The 24316-nt window shown below is 34.2% G+C and carries 22 protein-coding genes; all 22 read left to right on the top strand.

Annotated elements, in window-relative coordinates; all coding sequences use genetic code 11:
- The first annotated feature begins 45 nt into the window (after positions 1 to 45).
- The 22 genes from HBB17_RS04335 (at position 46) to HBB17_RS04235 (ending at position 24262) form a co-directional block, all read left to right on the top strand.
- A complete protein-coding gene (locus HBB17_RS04335; protein ID WP_330588148.1) occupies positions 46 to 1224 on the top strand; it encodes an FprA family A-type flavoprotein in 1179 nt (392 codons plus the stop codon).
- Between the two features lie 166 nt (positions 1225 to 1390).
- A complete protein-coding gene (locus HBB17_RS04330; protein WP_167956066.1) occupies positions 1391 to 2092 on the top strand; it encodes a TrmB family transcriptional regulator in 702 nt (233 codons plus the stop codon).
- Positions 2093 to 2118: 26 nt separating this feature from the next.
- Positions 2119 to 3387, top strand: a complete 1269-nt coding sequence (locus HBB17_RS04325) for a diaminopimelate decarboxylase (protein WP_167956065.1) — start codon at positions 2119 to 2121, stop codon at positions 3385 to 3387.
- Between the two features lie 16 nt (positions 3388 to 3403).
- Positions 3404 to 3529: a hypothetical protein gene (locus HBB17_RS20615; protein WP_274380757.1), complete on the top strand. Its 126-nt coding sequence runs from the start codon at positions 3404 to 3406 to the stop codon at positions 3527 to 3529.
- A 338-nt stretch (positions 3530 to 3867) separates the two neighbouring features.
- Positions 3868 to 4146: a flagellar biosynthesis anti-sigma factor FlgM gene (gene flgM / locus HBB17_RS04320; RefSeq protein ID WP_167956063.1), complete on the top strand. Its 279-nt coding sequence runs from the start codon at positions 3868 to 3870 to the stop codon at positions 4144 to 4146.
- 62 nt (positions 4147 to 4208) lie between these two features.
- Positions 4209 to 4721 carry a flagellar protein FlgN gene (locus HBB17_RS04315; RefSeq protein ID WP_167956062.1) on the top strand — a complete coding sequence of 171 codons (513 nt, stop codon included), beginning with the start codon at positions 4209 to 4211 and terminating at the stop codon, positions 4719 to 4721.
- Between the two features lie 19 nt (positions 4722 to 4740).
- Positions 4741 to 6540 (top strand): flagellar hook-associated protein FlgK, encoded by a 1800-nt coding sequence (gene flgK, locus HBB17_RS04310; protein ID WP_167956060.1) that lies wholly within the window; start codon positions 4741 to 4743, stop codon positions 6538 to 6540.
- 12 nt (positions 6541 to 6552) lie between these two features.
- The gene (gene flgK / locus HBB17_RS04305) at positions 6553 to 8394 is read left to right on the top strand and encodes a flagellar hook-associated protein FlgK (protein WP_167956059.1); all 1842 of its coding nucleotides are present in this window, start codon (positions 6553 to 6555) and stop codon (positions 8392 to 8394) included.
- A gap of 28 nt (positions 8395 to 8422) precedes the next feature.
- Positions 8423 to 9931, top strand: coding sequence for a flagellar hook-associated protein FlgL (gene flgL / locus HBB17_RS04300; RefSeq protein WP_167956057.1), 1509 nt, complete (start codon positions 8423 to 8425; stop codon positions 9929 to 9931).
- Between the two features lie 243 nt (positions 9932 to 10174).
- Positions 10175 to 10639 carry a flagellar assembly protein FliW gene (fliW, locus tag HBB17_RS04295; protein ID WP_167956055.1) on the top strand — a complete coding sequence of 155 codons (465 nt, stop codon included), beginning with the start codon at positions 10175 to 10177 and terminating at the stop codon, positions 10637 to 10639.
- Complete coding sequence (gene csrA / locus HBB17_RS04290) at positions 10640 to 10861, top strand: carbon storage regulator CsrA (protein ID WP_167956053.1); 222 nt, start codon at positions 10640 to 10642, stop codon at positions 10859 to 10861.
- A 473-nt stretch (positions 10862 to 11334) separates the two neighbouring features.
- A complete protein-coding gene (locus tag HBB17_RS04285) occupies positions 11335 to 11742 on the top strand; it encodes a flagellar protein FlaG (RefSeq protein WP_167956051.1) in 408 nt (135 codons plus the stop codon).
- Positions 11743 to 11754: 12 nt separating this feature from the next.
- Positions 11755 to 13872: a flagellar filament capping protein FliD gene (gene fliD / locus HBB17_RS04280; protein ID WP_167956049.1), complete on the top strand. Its 2118-nt coding sequence runs from the start codon at positions 11755 to 11757 to the stop codon at positions 13870 to 13872.
- A gap of 226 nt (positions 13873 to 14098) precedes the next feature.
- Positions 14099 to 14482, top strand: coding sequence for a flagellar export chaperone FliS (gene fliS, locus HBB17_RS04275; RefSeq protein ID WP_167956047.1), 384 nt, complete (start codon positions 14099 to 14101; stop codon positions 14480 to 14482).
- Positions 14483 to 14535: 53 nt separating this feature from the next.
- On the top strand, positions 14536 to 15018 hold the full coding sequence (locus tag HBB17_RS04270) for a flagellar protein FliT (protein ID WP_167956045.1): 483 nt from the start codon (positions 14536 to 14538) through the stop codon (positions 15016 to 15018).
- A gap of 175 nt (positions 15019 to 15193) precedes the next feature.
- On the top strand, positions 15194 to 16009 hold the full coding sequence (locus HBB17_RS04265; RefSeq protein ID WP_167956043.1) for a flagellin N-terminal helical domain-containing protein: 816 nt from the start codon (positions 15194 to 15196) through the stop codon (positions 16007 to 16009).
- A gap of 88 nt (positions 16010 to 16097) precedes the next feature.
- Positions 16098 to 16445: a hypothetical protein gene (locus HBB17_RS04260; protein ID WP_167956041.1), complete on the top strand. Its 348-nt coding sequence runs from the start codon at positions 16098 to 16100 to the stop codon at positions 16443 to 16445.
- Between the two features lie 46 nt (positions 16446 to 16491).
- Entirely contained in the window at positions 16492 to 18327 is a 1836-nt protein-coding gene (locus tag HBB17_RS04255) for a motility associated factor glycosyltransferase family protein (protein WP_167956039.1), read from the top strand.
- Positions 18328 to 18352: 25 nt separating this feature from the next.
- Entirely contained in the window at positions 18353 to 20014 is a 1662-nt protein-coding gene (locus tag HBB17_RS04250) for a motility associated factor glycosyltransferase family protein (protein ID WP_167956037.1), read from the top strand.
- A gap of 35 nt (positions 20015 to 20049) precedes the next feature.
- A complete protein-coding gene (locus HBB17_RS04245) occupies positions 20050 to 21060 on the top strand; it encodes an acylneuraminate cytidylyltransferase (protein WP_167956035.1) in 1011 nt (336 codons plus the stop codon).
- 120 nt (positions 21061 to 21180) lie between these two features.
- Positions 21181 to 22686 carry an N-acetylneuraminate synthase family protein gene (locus HBB17_RS04240; RefSeq protein WP_167956033.1) on the top strand — a complete coding sequence of 502 codons (1506 nt, stop codon included), beginning with the start codon at positions 21181 to 21183 and terminating at the stop codon, positions 22684 to 22686.
- 358 nt (positions 22687 to 23044) lie between these two features.
- Positions 23045 to 24262, top strand: coding sequence for a CDP-glycerol glycerophosphotransferase family protein (locus HBB17_RS04235; RefSeq protein WP_167956031.1), 1218 nt, complete (start codon positions 23045 to 23047; stop codon positions 24260 to 24262).
- Positions 24263 to 24316: the final 54 nt, after the last annotated feature.

Here is a 24316-nt window from a genome sequence, read left to right as displayed (position 1 = left end):
CATGGCTTTTTTGTGCATACAAAAATGCCAAACTTATGAAAGGGCATGGTGATTACAATGGAAATTGTTAAATTGAGAGAGGATATCTATTATGTAGGTGCAGTGGATTGGAATGTAAGATCTTTTCACGGTTATACAACAAATCGTGGAGCAACTTACAATGCTTATTTGATCATGGATGAGAAGATTACGTTGATCGATACAGTGAAAGCACCATTTGGGCAAGAACTATTAGAGCGGATTGCAGAAATTGTTGATCCTGCTAAGATTGATTATCTTGTATCAAATCATGTTGAAATGGATCATTCGGGTGCAATTCCAGCAGTAATGGAAGTTGCTAAGAATGCCACAATCATCACCTCAGAACCTAGTGGTTTAAAAGGATTACAAGCGCATTACGGTAGCCAATATAAGTATCAGACAGTGAAGGCGGGGGACGTTTTATCATTGGGCAAGAGAAGTTTAACATTTGTTGCAACACCAATGTTACATTGGCCAGATAACATGGTTACGTATTGTAAAGAAGAGAAGATACTATTTTCTAATGATGCTTTCGGACAACATTTTGCATCTTCCAAACATTTTGATGATGAAGTGGATTTGAACATCGTGATGCAGGAAGCGGAAAAATATTATGCGAATATCTTAATGCCTTATGGAAAGCAAGCCAATAAAGCAATTGAAATTGTAAGATCATTACCACTTGAGATGATTGCACCAAGCCATGGGGTCATCTTCCGAAGCCACATTGAAGATATTTTGGATCGATATAGCTACTTCTGTAATGGAGAAAATGAAGCGAAAGCATTAGTGGTTTATGATTCTATGTGGCATTCTACAGAGAAGATGGCATTCGCAATTTTAGAAGGATTCAAACGAGCAGGTATATCTTGCAGCTTGTATGATTTAAAGGAAAATCACATCTCAGATATTGCAACCCAGGTATTGAAGGCAGAGTACTTGGTTGTAGGCTCACCAACATTAAATAATAACATATTGCCTACTGTAGGGGCTTTCTTAACATACATGAAAGGTCTTTCTCCAAAAGGAAAGAAAGGATTCGCTTTTGGTTCATACGGATGGGGACCTCAAAGCATATCAAATATACAAAAGGAATTAGAAGCAATGGGAGTGGAATTGGTACAAGAACCAATGAAGATCAACTATATCCCTACCAAAGAACAATTACGAGAGATTGAAGATCGAATTGCTGGGGTACAATAAAGTAGAAATGTCATTGCATTCGTTCTTTTCAAACGATTAGAAAAGTTGAGAAACTATCGCAACAAGGTCAATAATAAGGAATGTCAATCATTATTTGGTTGACATTCTTTTTTACATGATGTATAGTGTTCCTATAAAGTAATACTAAGAGAAATGGAGTTGTCGTATGGAAGTAATCGAACAGCTTACAATGTATGGTTTGACAAGACAGGAAGCAACGCTTTATGTGACATTGCTTTCAGAAGGAGAACTGACAGGGTATGAAGCAGCAAAGAAAACCACCATATCAAGATCCAATACCTACAATGGACTTGCGGGATTAGTGGATAAGGGTGCTGCATATATTATTGAAGGATCTGTAACCAAATATACTCCAGTTAGCATTGAAGAATTCTGTAACAACAAATTAAGAAACCTAGAGGATTCTAAACAACGTTTAATGGAGCTACTTCCTATTAAAAAGGTGGAGAATTCCGGTTATATTACTATTCAAGGGGAAAAGAATGTAATGGATAAACTCCGGACCATGCTTGTGGAAGCACAGGAACGTGTGTATCTGTCTGTATCTGGAGAGTTATTGGAGAAGGTAAAGGATGAACTTTTACAGGTAATTGAACGCAATATTAAGCTTGTAATCATAACAGACCAAACCAATCTTAAAGAGCAGGCAATTGTATATATTACAAAGAAAAAGGATCACCGAATACGTTTGATCGTTGATTCGGGAAAAGTACTAACAGGAGAGATTACAACTCCTGGGGATACGACATGTTTGTATTCGATGAATGATAACCTGGTGTCGGTATTTAAAGAGATGCTTCAGAATGAAATCATTCTGTTACAACAGAATATACAACAAGAGATTTAATGCAAAGAAAAGGAGAGACTGAAATTATGACGAAGAAAACATTTGTTACCAACGAACAGTTACAAGAAATCGTAAAGGAATATCCAACACCTTTTCATTTATATGATGAGAAAGGCATTCGTGAAAATGCTAGAAAACTAAAAAAGGCATTTGCTTGGAACAAGGGATTTAAAGAATTCTTTGCAGTAAAAGCAACACCAAATCCATTCTTACTTAAAATTTTAAAGGAGGAAGGTTGTGGTACAGACTGTTCTTCTATGACGGAATTAATGTTATCCCAAGCTCTTGATTTTGGGGAAGGAGAGATTATGTTCTCCTCCAATGCTACTCCGGCAGAAGAATTTGTGAAAGCAAGAGAAGTAAACGCAATTATTAACTTAGATGACATTACACATATTGACTTCTTGGAAAAAGCAGCAGGAATTCCAGAAACCATTTGTTGTCGTTATAATCCAGGTGGAGTGTTTAAAATCAGCACAAGTATTATGGATAATCCAGGAGATGCAAAATACGGTTTTACAAAAGAGCAGATGTTTGAAGGATATAAACGATTAATGAAGTTAGGAGCAAAGAATTTTGGAATTCATTCCTTCTTGGCAAGTAATACCGTATCCAATGAATATTATCCAACACTTGCAAAAATCTTATTTGAATTAGCAGTAGAGTTGAAAAATGAAACAGGCGCGAATATTACCTTCATCAATTTATCAGGTGGCGTTGGCATTCCATACCGTCCAGATCAAGAGCCAAATGATATTATGGTAATTGGGGAAGGTGTACGGAAAGCATTCGAAGAGATTCTTGTTCCAGCTGGAATGGGCGATGTAGCAATCTATACAGAATTAGGACGTTTTATGTTAGGACCTTATGGTTGCTTAGTTACAACAGCAATCCATGAGAAACATACACATAAAGAATACATTGGTTTGGATGCATGTGCGGTTAATCTCATGCGCCCAGCAATGTATGGTGCATACCATCATATAACGGTAATGGGAAAAGAAGAACAACCATGTGATCACAAGTATGATGTAACAGGTTCTCTTTGTGAGAATAATGACAAATTCGCAATTGACCGTATGTTACCGAAAGTGGAGATTGGTGACCTTCTTGTCATTCATGATACAGGTGCGCATGGATTTGCCATGGGTTATAACTATAATGGAAAGTTAAAATCAGCAGAAGTATTGTTAAAAGAAGATGGAAGTACCCAGTTGATCCGTCGTGGGGAAAAACCACAAGATTACTTTGCAACATTTGATTTTTGTGACATATTAAAGGATATGAAGTACTAAAAGCGGATAGGTTTGATTGCATAAACGGTTACTTTCTCATGTTTATGATCATATCCGTGTTAAGAATATAACAAAAGAAACAGGCGCTGGCGATGTGATGCCGGCTGCCTGTTTCTTTGTGTATACAGGAAGGATCGGATAAACAGAATCCAAACATTCAGCAAGTTTTATATTAGATATACATGCTTCATACAATTGCAAAATAGTAACAGTTAGGCATATATATTAACTCAATGGGACAAAATTACTATAGACGAAAAGGCTGTAAAATAAAAAAAGTTTGTTTAAGGCTATAATGATAATTGAAAATAATCCGATAAATATGTTGTAGAGCAATACAAGGCTGAACCCAAACTTCGCTTTTAGCTAGATGTGGTTTTAGATGTACGAAGTTTGCGTTATGAAAAGTAGCGAAGCAAAATACAGATTTGCTTTGGAAACTAGGGAGTATATTGCAATATAGAATAAGGTGGTGAAATTATGAGAATAGATGCATACAGTAAAGTAAGCCAGATATACCAAACGAATAAGATTCGAGCTATGGAAGCTTCAAAGAAGACAGGAAAAGCAGATCAATTAGAGATCTCACAGACAGGAAAAGATTTTCAAACTGTAAAACAGGCAGTTGCAGGAACAGAAGAGGTTCGTATGGACCGTGTGGAAGAAATCAAGAACAGAATGGCATCAGGTACCTATGATGTTAGCATGAATGAAGTGGCAGATAAGTTACTAGACAATTATTTTAATACGATAGTATAAGTCTTACCATATTTGCTCTAATAATTAGAGCAAATGTGGTATAGGAGAAAAGAGAGGTTACCGTGGCTAGTTTAATAGAAGAATTGATCACAACTTTGCAAAAAGAAAATGAAATATATAAAGAGATGATTCCCATTGCGAAAGAAAAATCAACGATTGTAGCAAACAATGACCTCGTAGCATTACAAAAATTGACAGATCGAGAGCAAGTATATGTGGAACAGGTTATGGCTCTTGATAAGAAAAGAGAAGAAGTAATTACGAATATTGGTATTGTTCTTTGCAAGGATGCAGGAACACTGAAAATACAGGATATAATCAAATTGTTAGAGAAACAGCCAAAGGAACAGGAGATGCTCTCTGACATTCATAAAAATCTAAAGAAAACAATCGATGAACTAATGGAATTTAATAATCACAACAAATCGTTAATCGAACAATCCCTTGAAATAATAGAGTTTAATATGAACTTTATTCAAAGTACACGGATGTCACCAGGGAATAACTATACAAAATCAGCTGCTCAAGCAAGTAGCATACTACCTGAAGCAGGAATGTTTGATGCAAAACAATAGATAAGGATGGTGATAAATCGTGGGTAATATTATGACCGGTTTATGGACAGCAGTTTCAGGACTTACCGTAAACCAGAATGCTTTGAATACAACAGCGCATAACTTGGCGAATATTGACACTAATGGTGCAACAAGACAACAAGTAATCATTCAGGATTTCCATTATAATTCCATTGGACAGTCTGCATATAGTACAATGCAAACAGGACTTGGTGCAGCAACACAAGTTGTTCGTCAAGTAAGAGATGAATTTTATGATAAACAATATCGAACAGAAAGTGGAAGACTTGGATTCTACGATGCGCAGCAAGATACAATTTTAGAGATCGAAGATGTAATGGGTGAATTGGAGAATTCCCCATTCCAATTAGCGATTGATGCTTTATGGACCAGTACACAGGAACTTGTAAAATCTCCTGATGACAAATCCGTACGTACAGTATTTGCAAAAAATGCTCAGTCGTTTATTCAAAGAGCAGAAAGCATTTACAAACAGTTAGAAGCATATCAAGTGAATATGAACACAAAGATCATCAAACAAGTTGATCAAGTGAATGAATATGCGAGAAAGATTGCAGATCTGAATACACAGATTACAAAGGTTGAAGCAGGTGGCGTGGAACGTGCCAATGACTTACGAGATCAGAGAAATGTATATGCAGACAAATTAAGTTCCTTAATTGATATTAAAGCGGTAGAACAGTATGATGGTTCTCTTAGCATCATGGCAGAGAATACACAGTTAGTAGCAGGAGGAACAGCGTATTCCATGTCTACAACACGTGTGGAAGATGGAACGGATATGGTAAAAGCTGTATGGGATCATACAGGAACCGATGTCTTTAGCATGGACCGCGTACCAAATTATGAAACGAATACAAACATCGGATCGTTAAAAGGATTAATTTGGGCAAGAGGTAATGACGCAGCAAATTATACCGATATTCCTGTAAGAGAGGATTTTGCAACGGATGCTGATTATAATGATGCAGTAGATGTTTATAACTTAAGAGTTGAATCTTCTACGGTTCGTACCATTCAGGCACAGTTTGATAATCTGATTCATGGAATAACAACAACCATTAATAATATCTTAAGTCCAGTTACCAGTGACATTGCAAGTCAGTTGCCAACAACTTCAAGTAGTACAGCAACATTAACCATTAATGGAGTGGCTCAAACCATTGATCTTTCTACGAATAAAGATGTTAAGATTATGTGTCTAGATGCCCCAGTTGGTATGAATGATGATAAGACACAGGGTACAGAATTATTCGCAAGAAAAAGTACAGACCGCTATACCGATGCAACATTAACTTACTTAGATGAGACGGGTGCACCACAGACGATTAATGTAAAAGTATATAATGAAGAAAATCCAGCGGATAAGTATTCTTTATATACCCTTGGAGAAATTGAAGTTAATGAAGACATCTTAGCCGATTATTCTTTACTACCACTTAGTGAGGAGAACAGTACAGGGGATTATGCTTACAATAATGTAGCGAAGAAATTATCAGAAGCTTGGAATAAGGAATTTTCTCCATTATCACCTAACGCAGAAAAATCTGATACATTTTATGATTACTATACATCAATGTGGGGAGGAATCTCTACAAAAGGAGAACAATATATTGCCAGTACCAAGAACCAAACGACGATGGTTGATAATATTGCAACAGCAAGACAGAATGTAATGGGTATTTCTTCTGATGAAGAATTGGCAAACATGATCAAATACCAACATGCATATAGTGCAGCAGCAAGATACTTCAATGTAGTAGATTCTATGTTAGAGCATCTTGTGACAAGGCTATAGTAAGGAGGACGTATGGCTTCGACATTTTTTGGACTAAATATTGGACTGTCTGGTTTATACGCATATCAGGCATCGATTAATACAACAGCACATAATATATCAAATGCAGAAACGGAAGGGTATACAAGACAATCCCTTATAACACAGGCAAGTGATCCACTACGTGTGTACAGCTCGTATGGTATGGTAGGAACAGGTGTTGACATTGTTGATATCATTCAACAAAGAGATGCTTACTATGATACCAAATACCGGAATGCATCTAGCTTATATGGTGAATATGCAACAAAGAATGACTACATGGGACAAATCCAAAATTATTTTAATGAGACCAATGATTCTGGTTTTACAGACTGCTATAACAATTTGTTTACATCATTAAAGACCTTATATGATGATCCAACGGATAATGATAAGAGGGTGTCTGTAAGCAATAATGCACAAGCATTTACAGAATTCTTGAATAACATGTATAACAGCATGAAAATCATTCAAAATGATGCAAACTTTCAAATAAAAAATCAAATCGATCGAATCAATTCTTATAGTACACAGATTGCTAATCTGACACAGCAGATCAACACATTAGAAGTAACGGGTGTTCGTGCTAATGATCTAAGAGATGCGAGAGAAGTAATTGTAGATAAATTATCGGAACTTGTTAATGTAACAACAGAAGAAAGAATTGTTAAGAGTGATCCAACGGATGATAATGAACCAGGACAAGTTTTATATGAAGTTCGAATCAATGGACAAATGTTGGTTGATTCAGAAGTACCAAGACAACTAGAAGTACGGCCTAGAACAGAAAAGATAAATGATTCTGATGTGGATGGCTTATACGATGTGTATTGGGCAAATGGATCAGAGTTTTCTTTAAATAATGCAAATCTAAAAGGTTCCTTAGCTGCATTATTCCAAGTGCGTGACGGAAACAACAGAGAAAACTTCACTGGTGTTGCCGATGGAGATGCAGGATCTACCTCATTAACAGTAACCTTGCCAAGCTGTGACGATATTACAAAACTTACGTTACCTTCAACAGGGAATATTACAATTGCAGGTAAGGATTATGCGTATAAGAACTTTACAATAACAAAAGATGCAAGTGGAGCCTATACGTATACCTTTGAAATGAAAGAAGCTTTAGCTGCAGATGTAGATGCAGCAAGAATGTCAGTTGGTCAAAGTGTTGATTACAAAGGTGTTCCATATTATCTTGCAAAGTTAAATGAATTTTCTAGACAGTTTGCGTCTGTATTTAATAAAATCCACAATACTGGTGAAGATTTAAACGGAGATGCTGGAGCGGATCTCTTTAATTGTAAAGTTGCTGGAGAAGAAGCGAACTTTGATGAAAGCGCAACGACATTCTCTTCTGGTTTCGCAACAGATGCAACAGGCAGTCCAATTCTAACAGGTGGATATGTGAATGTTTCTTACTATTTGATGAATGCAGGTAATATCAAAGTAGCAGATAAGATTGTTAATGATCCAAGTACATTTGCTGCAGCAGAAGATATTTCACAAGGTGTTGAAAACAAAGCAGTATTAAAAGAGTTATTGAACATAGAATCGGATAAGACTTTATTCAAAGCTGGAACGCCTGCTCATTTTTATAACTCCATTGTTGGTGAAGTTAGTGTTGATGCATCGAAGTATGAAAGCTTTGAAAAAAGCCAGACCAGTATAAGAAAATCAATTAAGAATCAACGATTATCAGTAGCTGGTGTTGATACAGACGAAGAAGCAATGAATCTTGTAAAATACCAGAACGCGTATAATTTATCTGCAAAAGTAATTCAAACAATGAATGAAATCTATGATAAATTAGTAAATGGACTTGGTGTATAGATACTCTAAAGTACGGAGGTGATACCAAATGAGAATAACAAATCAGATGCTTACCAATAATATGATGAGTAGCATTAATAACAATAAATTAAATGTCAATAAATTAAATGAACAGTATGCAACAGGAAAAAAAATCCAAAGACCTTCTGATGATCCAATTGTTGCAGTTCGTGCCTTGAAATTACGTACGAATTTGGTTCAGGTGAATCAGTATCTTGGAAAGAATATTCCTGATGCATTAAGTTGGATGGAAGTAACAGAAAGTGCTTTGGATAATGTAGATCAGTTGTTGAAAGATATGAATACAAATTGTGTAGATGGTTCTAATGATGACTTAACAGCGGATAATCGAAAAGCAATCATTGAGAGTTTGGTACAGAGTAAAACACAACTATACAGTGAAGGAAATGCAAATTATACCGGACGTTATGTATTCACCGGATTTAAAACAGATACGAAATTAACATTTGATGCGGATGATCTTAAGAATATGTCCTATACCGGTATAAAAGAGAATTTTGACAGTTCTGCTTTACAGACTATCTCAAAATCTTCCTCTGGAGTTGCTGGATTAGTTGCAGGAAAAACAGCAGAGGATTATGCGTCTGCTGCTAATCAAGTAACGATTAGTTCGGTAAACCGTTTCAAATTGGCCTATGGTGATGTTGATAAAGTTACAAGTATCAAATACAATCCAACAGGAACTGCACTATCCGTAGGAAATGTTAGTTCTACAGATCCAAATTGCTATGATGTTGCAGCATATAATGCGGCTAACGGTACAACGTATGATTGCTTAGCAATTAAGGATTCAGGAGAAGTAATCCTATCCGATACAGCTTTTGAAACACTTCGTAATGCAGAAAGCTTTAGTGTAGAATACGACAAAACAAATTTTAAGGTTGATGATCTACGACCAGAGATGTACTTTGATTGTACAAAGAATGAATTAACAGATGCTGGTGCTATCATTGCTGGGAAGAGTGTAAGCTATACGAAGGAAGATCAAAAGATCGAGTATGAGATTAATTTTGGACAGACAATTTCGATCAATACCCAGGCAAGTGATGTATTCACCCACAACATTGGTCGAGATATTGATGAATTACAGGCTATGGTATCCGAAATTGAAGATTTGGAAAAACGAATTGCAGACGTTGAGAAGATGAAAGGAAATGGCGGAACCGATTATCCAGATGATGCAATTGCAGCTGCTCTTGAGGTTATGAATAATGAACTGAAAGCAAAAAACAGTGCATTACGACAAGGATTTGAACGCCTTAATAAAACTACCTCAACACAACAAAAGAAAGTGAATATTGAAAACTCTGATATGGGAAGCCGTTATGCTCGTGTGGAATTAACGGAAGAACGTTTATCCAATCAGCAAGTAGATTTCAAAGATCTGCTGTCATCTAATGAAGATGCGGATATGTCAGAGACTTATATCAATCTATCAATGGCGCAGCTCGTATACAATTGTTCTTTACAAGCCGCTTCGAAAGCAGTGACCAATACATTATTGGATTTCTTATAAGATACAGAGAACTTCACGGTCGCTTTACTGGAGTATGTATTCCGGCAAGTGTACGGTGAAGTTTTTGATTTATGACCTTTGATCCTCGTATTATTGAAGTGTTGAAAACATGTTATATAGAGAGGAGACATGTAACATAGAGATTCTAGTATGTAGCATGGACGGTAATTCTTGTAGCGTAAACAAATTAGATATTAAAAGCGTTAATTGTACGGTAAATATACACAGGAAAGGAGCATGCATATGCTTATAAAGACAAGATGTTTCGGAGAAATCAATCTTGATGATGATAAGATCATTACATTTCAAAATGGATTAATGGGTTTTGAAAATTATAAAAATTACACAATTCTATACAATATTGAAGATACAAAATCGAAGATTTCTTGGTTACAATCGACAGAAGAACCAGAATTAGCGATACCAATCATATCTCCTGCTGTTGTAAAGGAAGATTACAATCCAACGGTAGAAGATGAGGTTTTAAAACCATTAGGAGAACTGACAGATGAAAATCTGGTTGTATTTCTTGTAGTAACGGTTCCTTCGGATTTGGAGAAAACAACCGTAAATCTAAAAGCACCAATCATCATTAATGCAGATACCAAAAAAGGCTGCCAGATCATTGCAGAGAACTCTGATTATGTGGTGAAATACAATATATATGAGATCATGCAACAAAGAAAAAAGAACAAGGGGGTTGAATAGATGTTAGCCCTATCGCGTAAAATTGGAGAAACAATCGTTATCAATAATGATATTGAAGTAACAATATTAGAAATCAAAGGAGATCAAGTTAAAGTTGGTATTGCAGCACCGAAAAGTGTACCAATATATCGAAAAGAACTCTATCTTCAAATTCAGGAATCCAATAAAGAAGCGGCGAATAGTTTGCCAACAAATGCAGATTTATCAGGATTATTTGACTAATAATGAAAGCCAATTTCTAAATCGGTTCGAAAAAGGTTAACATTTTTCGGGTATTTGCCGATAGAGATAATAGATAGAAATTACGTATTGCTTAAGTATGAGGCAGTAGCAAGACTGCGACTAAGCAATACAACATAATATACAGTACTTTAAAAGTGATATTCTTAGCAAGAGTACGAAAAGAAAAAAGCTAAGTGCTTAAAGGTATAGGCAACAAGCGAGAGTCAAGAAAGTAGAAGTACTTAAAGCTAAAGTACAACAAGCAAGAGTAAAAAAAGTTCAAGTACTTAAACGTAAAGTGTAATAGGCGAGTGTCAATAAAGTAAAAGTACTTAAACGTAAAGTACAGATAAGCAAATGCATTATTAAGTTATAACAGTATAAAAATTCTAAGTGAAAAGTAACATATTAACAAATAAGAACTTCTCATTAATAAGGGAAAATATTTTATCATGCACACGGAGGTGTATATCATGGCGATTAACGGAGTAAAGCCAGGTACAGGGAGTGTTCAAGATGTAGTAAACATGCCAGTACCGGAAATGCAAACAGATGAGGTTACAGTGGAGAAGGTTTCCACACAAATGGCAGATGCACAATCAAGTCCACAAAATACAACACTTGATGACTCGCAAGTAACGGAAGAACAACTAGATAAAAAATTAAAAGATGCCTTAAGCATGGCAAACAACAAAATAAAGCAATCTCAACCACAGACTAGATGCGAGTTTACATATCATGAGGATATGAATCGTGTATCGATCAAATTAATAGACAAAGAGACAGATAAGGTAGTAAAAGAAATTCCGCCAGAAAAAACAATCAAGATGATCGAAAAACTATGGGAAATCGCAGGTTTATTAGTGGATGAGAAACTATAGGAGGTAAGAGTTATGGGTATTAGAATGACAGGCTTAATTTCGAATATGGACACAGAATCTGTAGTAGAAGCCTTAATGGAAGCTCATCGTACGAAATTAACCAAAATTGAGAATAAGAAAACGAAGTTGGAATGGACACAGGAAAAGTGGAAAGACCTGAATACGAAGTTATATAAGTTGTACCAGGAACAGACTTCGAAATTGCATTTGACTTCTGGTTATTCTACAAGAAAGGCAACCTCTGCAGACGAATCAGTAGTGAAAGTTACTGCTAGTAAGGAGGCTACTCAAGGAACACATAATATAATTGTAAAGCAGTTAGCAAGTTCACAGTATATGACTGGTGAAAAACTTACTGGCAATATAAAAGGATCTACAAAACTTAGTTCACTAGATTCTAATTTAGTGGGTACAAAAATTGATATTGTATCAGCAACGGGGTCTAAAAGTATTGATATTACAGATTCAACTACAATAAATGATTTTACAAATGCATGTAAAAAGGCAGGACTTAATGCTAGCTTTGATGAAAAGCAAGGTAGATTTTTTATTAGCTCAAAAGAAAGTGGTGCTGATCAATCTTTTTCAATTACTACTAATTCATATGGAGTGGGTAGCCCAACATTAGCGGCAAAAAATGAAATCGTTGCATTAGGTGGCACCTCAGTTTATGATGCTCTTAATAATATTGAAGCAAAAAAATCATTAATTACGGATCCACAAAGTTTTATTGATGGTGTTTTAGATGGAACCATTACCAGTACTACAATTAGTGGTATTGCAGATGCTACGGAAAAATCTATAAAACAATCGATTTTTGATAGCGTTAATTCAATAGTAAGTGCTACAAATTCAAAAGCAGAGACTGCTCTGAAAAATACTATAACTTCAGAAGAAACGGAATTGTTAAGCAGTGAAATTAAGGATAAAATAAAAAATTCTGAAGATGGATTTTTTGAAAAAACCATTACTGTAGATGGTGTTGATAAGACTTTACGTATTGAAATACCAAAGTCATCCGATCTAACAGGAGCAGAAACCGATGATGATATTAATGCTATGGTTAAGGATGCATTGAAAAAATCGGAAATGAAGGAATTGCTTAATTATAAAGTTAGTGAACGATTTACTGATTCGGAAAAAGAAAGAGTTCGTTCAGAAGCACAAAGTAGTTTGAAAACAAGTATGGATAATTATGTAAATGGGGCAGGAGCTACGGTAGATGCTGATAAGCTAAATGCTTTAGGTTTAGGTACTGGTTGCAAAACGGTTGCGGCTTCCGATAGTATTTTTATATATAATGATGCAGAGTTAACTAGTTCAACCAACACATTAACAGCCAATGGACTAACAATGGAAGCAGTTTCGGTTTCTACTGTTACGGAAAAAGATATAGATGGGAATCCTACGGCGTATAAGGCTACATCAATATCTGTTTCTAATGATACAGAAGCAGTATATAAAAGTATTAAGGACTTCCTAACCTCCTATAATTCCATTCTTAAAGAAATGAATGAACTCTATTATGCGGACTCTTCTAGAGGGTATGATCCATTAACTGATGAAGAAAAAGAAGCAATGACAGATGACCAAATTGAAAAATGGGAAACAAAGATCAAAGATTCCTTACTTCGACGTGATACAACTGTTGGTGGTATTACAAGTGCAATGAAATCTGCTATGCAAAGTGTAGTAGAAGTAAATGGAAAGAAGTATTCACTGTCCTCATTTGGCATCATGACGTCAAAAGATTATACGGAAAAAGGTTTACTTCACATTTATGGTGATAAGGAAGATTCTACGTATTCTGATAAACAAGATAAATTATTAAAAGCAATTAATGAAGATCCAGAATTGGTTGCTAAAGTTATGGCTGGAATTGTAGACGAACTTCATAGTACCTTATTTGATAAGATGAGTAAGACATCTTTAAGTAGTGCATTAACATTCTACAATGATAAACAGATGGCTAACCAAGTAACCAAATATAAAAAAGACATTAGCACTATGGAGAAAAAACTGAAAGAAAAAGAAGATGCATATTACAAACAGTTTACTGCAATGGAGAAAGCAATGGCTTCTTTACAATCACAGCAAAATTCATTAGCTGGCTTGTTAGGAAACAATTAATTTGGTATAATTAACTTATCGGCAGGTGATCAAGCACGAGAGTTAAGAAGTGAATATTGATTAACCTGATCATATCGATCCATGAATAGATATTAAGTACTCATTATTGGAGTGCTTATGTAGTAAGAAGTAATCGATGTATTAGGAATAGAGGTTACCGATTCTATAGATTTTTTTGGAGGAGGTAACCTTTCTTAAAAGTACATCAATTAAGGAGGAAGTTATTATGGCATTCAATTATGCGGCTGCTTATCAGAATAATAAAGTACAAACTGCAACCAAGGGTGAGTTAACACTCATGTTATATGATGCAGGGATTAAGTTTGTGAATAAGGCAATACTTGCCATTGAAAAGAAGGACATTCAGAGTGCGAATAACAACATAAAAAAAGCAGAAGATGTTATTGTGGAATTTCGTTCTACATTGGATCATAAATACGCGGTGGCACATGATTTTGATGTTGTGTATGATCATATGTATCGTAGATTAGTAGAAGCGAATATTAAAAAGGACAAGGCTATTCTTGAGGCAGTATTAGTAGATTTTAAAGAAATGCGTGATATATGGTCACAAGTTATGAAGCAAGCAAGAATACAAGGAAATAAATAATCAAGTCCTTTTAAAAGCGGATTGCTAGATCAGGATAGATAAGAGGTGGAAAGTTGGATAACAATACAACCTATATACAGGTAATGATCCAATCATTACAAAAAAAGAAAGAAGTATTAGAGAAGATCGCTGATCTAACACAAGATCAATCACTTGTGTTACGAGAACAAGAAGTTGATCTGGACCGGTTTGGTGACTTGATCGAAGAAAAACAAAAATGGATTGAACAATTAAATCTTCTAGATACTGGTTTTGAAAAATTATTTGCTCGAGTAAAAGAGGAGATAGAACTACATAGGGAACAACATAAAGATGAAATTGTGACTATGCAGGGATTAATAAAAGAGATTACCGATTTAAGCGTAGTATTACAGACGACAGAGCTACGCAATAAGGTGAGATTTGAACAATATACTTCTACGAAAAAACAAGAAATACGTTCCTTTAAAATGAGTAACACCACTGCCTCAAAGTATTATCAGAATATGGCAAATCAACACCAAGGACAATCGTACTTTCTTGACAAAAAAAAATAAAAATTTTTCATTTTACTATTAAGTTTTCAAAAAAGTAAGCCGATAAATAAAATGTAAAAAGAAATTAATCAATATTAACAAAGGAGCGTACGGCCTGCGTTAATATTTGGTTGTTTCAACTTAAACAAATTATAAGCAGCATGGATGCTGCTGGAAATTCAAGGAGGAAAACAATATGATTATTCAACATAATATGACAGCTGCTAATACTAGCAGACAATTAGGCGTAACTACTGGAAATTTACAAAAATCAGCTGAAAAATTATCTTCAGGTTACAGAATTAACCGTGCTGGTGATGACGCTGCTGGTCTTTCAATTTCTGAAAAGATGAGAGGACAAATCAGAGGTTTGGAACAAGGTTCTACAAATGCTCAAGATGGTATCTCAATGATTCAAACAGCTGAAGGTGCTTTAAATGAAACTCACTCTATCATCCAAAGAATGAGAGAGTTAACTGTTCAAGCTGCTAATGATACGAACGCTTCTGAAGATAGAGATGCAATCTCTAAAGAGTTAACTCAGTTAACAACAGAAGTAACACGTATTGCAAATGAAACAGAATTCAATACTAAGAAACTTCTTAATACTACAGCTTCTTTCAACTTCCAAGTTGGTGCTAACAATGGTCAAAGCATCAGTGTAAGCATGAAGAACATGACAGCTTCTACATTAGGTATTAATTCTGCATCTGCTAATGTAAGTTCATATGGTAAAGCAACTGCTTACCTTGATACATTAGATACTGCATTAAAGACAGTTTCTGACTTCAGATCTGATCTTGGTGCTGTTCAAAACAGATTAGAGCACACAATCGCTAATGCTGATAACACAGCTGAAAACTTAACTGCTGCTGAATCACGTATCCGTGACGTTAACATGGCTGATGAAATGGTTAAGTACTCTAAGAATAACATTCTTCAACAAGCAGCTCAATCAATGCTTGCTCAAGCTAACCAATCTACACAAGGTGTATTATCTATCATTGGTTAATTGTTATACTTATTCGAAAAAAGGTTGGCAACTGCCAACCTTTTTTCTTTTATAGGAAGGTGTAAAAGTCATAATTTGAGGAGGATCTATGTTGGCTAAAATTGAAAGAAACTTGGAAACATGCATACAAGAAGTTGAATATATGAATATATGTTTCTATCAACAAAAAAACAATGAAGGATATCAGGCTTTGAATAGAGTGCTGGAAAATGTACTTTCTGTTATAGAAGAACTGAATTATCTTAGTAAAGAAGCGATTATAGAAATAGATGTGAACCAGATAAATAAAATTTTGGAAACCGCACTATATGCATTAGAAGAAAAAGACTATATTTTATTTGCTGACATTATGCAATTTGAATTAGTGAGCAATTTGAAAGAAGTAAGTTTACTTTTAAAGAAAAAAAATAGAGTATTACAAAATAGAATGCAATGACGTTTTATTTTGCAATATTCTATTAAGTGATGGGAAGGAAACGTATATGGGTATATATGAAGATAATCTGAAATGTATAGAAAATAATGCACTGTATCTCTACTCAAAAATGGAAAATATTTGGGATGATAAAGATCAGATGACGGAAATCATGTTTGATGTAGAAGAAGCAAAGAATAAAGAATTGATTACTTGGATAAAAACTGGTACTGCTCATATAAGACTTAATAGTAGCTATAATCCAACAAATGAAGCTACAATATGGGCAAAACAGTATTCGGTTGAAAATAGCCATTGTACGAAACGAACATTTATTTCGTTTGGATTGGGAAATGGATATTTTATAAGTTCATTGATAGAACAAATGGCTGAAGATGAGAATTTGATTGTTTATGAACCAAGTTATGAGATGTTTGTGCATACAATGAGACATTATGATATACAAGATATTATTAGAAGACCGAATATCTTTTTACTTGTAGATCAAATTAATGGAAATGACTTAGAGAAAGTTCTGAAAAAAAATGAGTTTAGTATTATTTATGGACAATGCGTATTATTGAATATTCCTTATTATTGCAATATTTTTGGTGACAAACTCAATTATTTTAAAGATTCGTATCAAAGAGTGTATATAGCGTCTTTAATTGATTCCAATACGGCTGTTTATCATGGTAAGATGTGGGGGGATGCATTGATTAAGAATCTAGTCCCGGTTTTATCGGGGAAATTTATTGAACAGTATCACAATGTTATTCCAGAGGATTTACCAGTTATCATAGTTGCTTCTGGACCATCATTAACAAAAAATATTAGTACAATTAAGAAAGCGAAAGGACGAGCATTGATCTTAGCTGTGGACTCATCAGTTAGATATCTTGATCAATATGGAGTAGAACCTGATTTTATCGTGACATTAGATGTAAAAAAATCAATAGGCCATTTTCAAAATCCTACTGCAGTACATTGTGCAATGATTGCAAGTACGATGTCTAATCCTGCTATATTGGATATAAATGATGGAAAGAAAATCTATTTTGATGATCTACTAAACTTAAAACAATATAAGAATCTAAAGTATCCTAGTATGAATATAGCTGGAGCTTGTTCAGTAGCAACAGCAACATTTGAAATAGCATGTTATCTAGGAGCGAAAACCATAATTTTGGTTGGTCAAGATCTTGCTTTTCAAGGAAATGCTTCTCATGCAATGGGAGAACGTAGGCAAGATGATATTTCAACAGTATATGAAGAATTAATACCGGGAAATAATGGTGAAATGTTAAAGACTCGATATGATTGGTTTACTTATTTATGTTGGTTTAACGAGAGAATCAAACGCTTTGAAGGAAAAGTAATAAATGCGACAGAAGGTGGAGCAAGAATTGAAGGAACAGAGATTCTAACACTAGAGGAAACGATTACAAAATATTGTAGGAAACAATTTGAGATTAACGAAATCTTGAATGATGAAATTGAAAACAATAATAAAACTGATGAAAAATTACTAGTCAATAATACATTACAACAGATGCATGAGGAATTGAAAGAAATTGAAGTAGCAACAAAAGATGCGTTGCAAATAATAGAGAAACTACTAAAAGAAAATAAAACAAACGTCGTTGAATCAAATAATATGAAACGAAATGTAAAAAGATTGTCTGAAATAAATAAAATAATAAGTGAGAAGAACATCAATGCTTTGATTGAACGATATACGTATGATACCACTATGACAGAGTACAAAGATTTATTTGTTCAATTTAAAGATCGACAAAAAAACAGAGAACATGTTTATCTGAAAACACAAAAAGTTTATTATGCTATACAAAATGCTGTAAAAGTAATTTCAACTAAATTGGATGAAAACATAGCAAAATAGATAGACATATAGGAGGAAAAAGACGTTGAATTATCAGAATGTTTTGCATCTAACAACAGCGTTAATAGAAAATATTGATCTAACCACAATGTTACTAAGACAACAAAATTATGATAGAGGTTTAAGGACATATCAGAATATTATAACACTTATGGAAAGATTTTTGCAAAATTATAATCAAATAGAAGAGCAAACGTTAACACAGGAAGCATTAATAGAAATACTGTCCTCCAGTCTAAAAGCACAGGAATGGAAAGATTATATACTTTTGGCTGACTTGTTGGAATTACAGTTACGACCATTTATTATACAACTCCTAGAATGGATAATGATGAAATTAGAATATGTGCCCGTTGATCATGAAAAAGAGAATTTGGAAATAATTAAAAAGGCAAATCCAATTCTTTATGAGTCGCTTCAGAAAAAGAAAGGGATACAGACGAGTACAAAGATAGAATTCTTTGTTGAATTCTCTTCTAGTGGTTTACCTACGATTCGCTGTAATGATGAGGGGATAGAGTATTATGTTCATAGTAATAATAATCCGGATCTTGAAGCATATATCCTAGCGACTAGTTGGTATTCTGATGAAAAAACAAAATATATTGTGTATGGTTTGGGATTGGGGTATCATTTGCAGCAACTATGTGCGTGTAATCCCGGAATTACAATTGATGTATATGAAGGGAATATGACGATGCTATATTTAGCAGTAAAGTACGGTGTATTGGGGTATTGTTTAACAACAAATCAAGTAAACATTCATTATGATCCACAGTATAAGGAATTTGCAAATAAAATTCAGAATATTGATGAAGAAACAGAAGTTGTGGTATATCATCCATCTGTTCGAATGATTGCACAAAAACAGATAAAGGAACGAATAGAAGAATATTTTATGCACTATCATTCTGTTAAAAATCAAAGAACAATGTTATGTGATAATTTCAAGTCGAATCGAAAAAAATGTAAGTTGGTTGTTGACAGTCTGAAGTCTTCCTGGAACGGAAAAAACGTATATATTGTTGCAGCTGGACCATCACTAGACAAAAATTATAAATTATTAAGTAAAAAAAGTCAGGAAGATATTATTTTGGCTACTGGTACCGTGTATCATAAGTTAATGTCTGCGGGTATTCGCCCAGATTATGTAATTGTTTCAGATGGAAATGCTAGAATTATACATCAAATAGACAATTTGGAAAATGAAACAATTCCTCTACTAATTTTATCAACGGCATATAAAGGATTTGCTCAAAGATATAAAGGCGAAAAATACCTGATTTATCAACAAGAGTTTTCACTGGCAGAAGAAGTTGCTAAAGAAGAAGGGTATCATCTGTATCAAACAGGAGGCAGTGTTGCAACAATTGCATTAGATTTGGCAATTACATTGGGAGCAAATAAAGTTGTTTTTCTTGGCTTGGATCTTGCATATCCTGATAATCTGGTTCATGCAGAAGGAACTTCTAGGAGAAATCTTGTTGAAGATGAAAGTCTTAAAAAAATCCCTGATATACGTGGTAATCTTGTTAAGACAAGTAAACATTTAGATTTGTATCGTCGTTGGATTGAACAACGAATTAAGAATACTGCTACTTCTGTGGAGTTTATTGATGCCACAGAAGGTGGAGCTTATATTGAAGGTACTAAAATTATGAAAATGTCAGATGTAATAACAAGGTAAAATCCTTTCGTTATAGTAGATAGGAGGAAAAAACGATGAATATACTTGCAATCATTCCTGCAAGAAGTGGATCAAAAAGTGTACCACACAAGAATATACGAATGATTAATAATAAACCAATGCTAGCTTATTCAATCGAGCATGCGTTACAATCAGAATTGATAAATCGTGTTATAGTTAGTACCGATAGCGAAGAATATGCTGAGATAGCAAGACAATATGGTGCAGAGACACCATTTATTCGACCTGCAGAATATGCACAGGATCATTCTCTTGATATCGATGTGTTCTACCATTGTCTTGCGTATCTTAAAGAAACGGAAGGGTATGAAGCTGATCTTGTTGTTCAACTTCGACCAACATATCCAATTAGAAATCCAAAAGATATCGATACAATGATTGAGATGCTACAGAAGCAAGAAGACGCAGATTCTGTTCGGAGTATTGCTTTAGCTACGGAGATTCCCTATAAGATGTGGAAAAAAAGAGAGAATGGGGAAATTGTTCCAGTAACAACGGATATCCCAGAATGTTATAATATGCCGAGACAGGAACTCCCTGTAGCATATTATCAAAATGCTTGCATTGACGTGGTAAGAGGAAGAGTAATCTTAGAACAACGTTCTATGTCAGGAAAGAAGATTCTTGGTTATGAAATGAAAGATAACTACGATATTGATACGGAAGAAGAAATGCGATTGGCTCAAAATCAGTTAAAAATTTGCGAAGGTGGCAAACGTTTTGTATTTGATATTGATGGGGTAATTGCAAAACTAGAACCGAATAATAACTATCGGTTATCAGAACCTAATACGCCGATGATTGAAGTAGTTAATAAATTGTATGAAATGGGAAATCAAATCATCTTATTTACTGCACGAGGATATGTGACTGGAGTCGATTGGAAAGAAACAACGCAGAACCAATTAAGTTCTTGGGGGGTGCATTACCATGAATTACACTTTGGCAAGCCAAATGCGGATTATTATGTAGATGATAAGTTTATAGATATGAATTTGTTATTAAAGATGGTTCTGAATAAATAAGGATTAAAAGTAGAGAATTAATTTATTGTGTTTAAGGGTCGAAGGCATGTTTGATTATTAAGCATGAGACATATGGCCTTTGTATCATACAAATCATAAGATAAATAGGAGGAGATGGATATGATGGAAAAGCAAAAGCATATTTTTGATGATCTATTTATATTTGAGATGGCAAACAGCCATCAAGGAAGTGTGGAGCATGGGATTGATATAGTCCATGCAATGGGGAAAATTGCAAGAAAACATAATATCAAGGCTGCTGTAAAATTGCAGTATAGAAATTTGGATACCTTCATTCATCCAGATTATAAAGATCGTGCAGATGTAAAACATATTCCAAGATTTATGAGTACTCGACTTATGTATGACCAGTTTTGTCAATTAGTAGATGCTGTACGTGAAGAAGGCATGATTACAATGTCAACTCCATTTGATGAAGATGGAGTGAACTGGTGTATGGATCAGGGAATCGACGTGATTAAAGTCGCTAGTTGTAGTGCATTGGATTGGCCATTGTTAACAGAAATAGCGAAAACACAAAAGCCAATTATTATCTCAACTGGTGGAAAAACACTTTCTGATATTGATAAGATTTATAACTTCTTTACACACAAAGGCTGTGAATTTGCATTTTTACATTGCATAGCTGAATATCCAGCTCCAATGGATCGCTTACAATTAGATTTTATTGACCGTATGAATCGTCGATATCCTGAAGTAACAATTGGTTATTCGGGACATGAGGATCCAGATGATAACACGGTTCCTATGCTTGCGGTTGCAAAAGGTGCAAGAATATTAGAGAGACATGTAGGGCTACCAACAGAAACAATTACATTGAATGCCTATTCGATGAATCCAGACCAAGCAGATCATTGGGTACAAGCTGCCATGAATGCGAAAGTTATGTGTACAACGAAAAAAGAGAATGATAAGTATGTAAGTCAAGAAGAATTGGATTCACTAAATTCATTGATGCGTGGTGTTTATGTTAATAAATCAATTAAAGCTGGAGAAGAAATTCATCGAGACGATGTATTTTTTGCTATGCCATGTCATGAAAAGCAGATGAATAGCGGAGAATTCTATGAAGGCATTATCGCAAGCCATGATTATGAAGTAAATGCTGAAGTTCATGAAAAAAAGAAAATCACGGAAATTAGTCAAGTAAGAAGCGTAATCCATGATGCAAAAGGTATGCTTTATGAGGCAGGAATTGCACTGGGAGATGATTTTGAGGTTGAACTTTCCCATCATTATGGAATGCAACATTTTCGACAGATTGGTGCGATTATTATAAGTATTATTAATCGTGAGTATTGTAAAAAGTTATTGATTGTTTTACCTGGACAAAAACACCCTGTACATGCCCATAAGATAAAAGAAGAAACGTTTCAATTACTGTATGGAGATTTAACTGTTAATATTGAAGGAAAAGAAAGAAAAATGAAACCTGGAGATATACAAACGGTATTAAGAAACGAAAAACATTCCTTTACCTCTGTAAATGGAGCTATTTTTGAAGAAGTGTCAACAACACATGTAAAGAGCGATTCTTATTATGAGGATCCTAAGATTAGTAGATTGGATCCGATTGAGAGAAAGACGATCTTGAGAAGATGGTAGGAGGATATAGGCTTTTCATTTGTTCAATTATTCACAAAAATGGTTGCTGAAGAACTAGAATTATATTAGATAAAATCAACGAGATGGTCCTCCTTTTGTGAATGTAGTACAACATAATATGATATGCAATAACAAATAATCTGAATATTATATCTAATCTGACCATTTTAGATTGTGTTTTCAATTTTATTGTAAAGAATTTATAGAATTGTGCCGATATAGTAAGTATAAAGGAATAGACTACATATCAGGGACGATAAAATAAAATTTTAATATTAACTAATGTAAAGGTGCCAAAAGTGTAGCAATATTACTTATGGTACCTTTTTTGTATAAAATTTAGAAAGCAGGATGCTTTATGAAAAAGAAGACACAATTTGGTTTAAAGTATTGGGCACAACTTTTTTTGTTACCAGTCTATTGGATCTCGTATATTACTCCAAGGAAGAAAAATATCTGGTTATTTGGTAGCACATTCGGAAGACGTTTTGCTGATAATCCAAGATATCTGTATATATATATAAATGAACATTATAAAGATCTAAGACCAATATGGTTAACTCATAATAAAAATGTAGTAACATTACTTAGAGAACAAGGATATGAAGCATATTATTATCATTCATTAAAGGGAATATGGTTTGGATTTAGAGGAAAAGTTTATATCTTTGATAATTATTCTAAAGATATTGATTTTTGGACTTCTGGTGGTGCAGTTAAAATAAATCTATGGCATGGGACAGGCAATAAGAAAGCGAATCATGATAATTTGTTTGATTTTGTTAGACATCCTCGCAATAGAAAAGAAAAGATTATTACCTGGTTAAGAAGATTGTCTGATGAAAAACCTTATCATTATACATTAGCTACGTCTGAGCCGTTAGCAATTATAACTTCATCGGCTTTTAATACACCATTAGAGCATGTGATCATTGATGGCTATCCACGAAATGATGCAATGAGGTTAGATGATTTTCCTAAAGTAATGAATGAACTTGAAAAAAAGAATTATAAGAATATCGTGAGGTGGAAGGAAGAAGGGAAAAAAATATTATTCTATATGCCAACATTTCGAGATTCAGAAACGAAATTTTTTGAAATTATGGATTTAGATAGGTTTAATACATTTTTACAGAATAGTAACTTAATGTTTGGAATAAAACTTCATCCAAAGTCAAAGTTGAAAAAAGAATTTTCTAAAATAGAGTATTCAAATATATTCAATATAGAAGCAGATATTGATCCATATACTTTCATGGGAAAAGTAGATTTGCTAGTAGCAGATTACTCATCCGTATATTCCGATTTTATGTTATTAGATCGACCAGTTGTATCATTCTTCTATGATTATGAAGAGTATTCGCACAATACAAGAGAAGGATATGTTTCATTTGATGAATACATGCCAGAAGAGAGAGCATTTAATATGGACGAGCTGATGAATAAGATTTCAAGCGTTCTAAAGAATGATAAGCATAAAAAGGATCGTCTTAAATCAAAACAAAGAATGTTTAAGTATTACGATACTGATTCAAGTAAACGACTAAAGGAAAAGATAGAAAAAATTATTAGATAAACTAGCACATTTCATTAGCTTGGTTTAAGTATGACTAAAAAGGAGTTGGGAAAG

The sequence above is a fragment of the Anaerosporobacter faecicola genome (genome assembly GCF_012070565.1).
GTDB classification, from domain to species: Bacteria; Bacillota; Clostridia; order Lachnospirales; family Lachnospiraceae; genus Anaerosporobacter; species Anaerosporobacter faecicola.
This window is presented reverse-complemented; position numbering and strand designations above follow the sequence as displayed.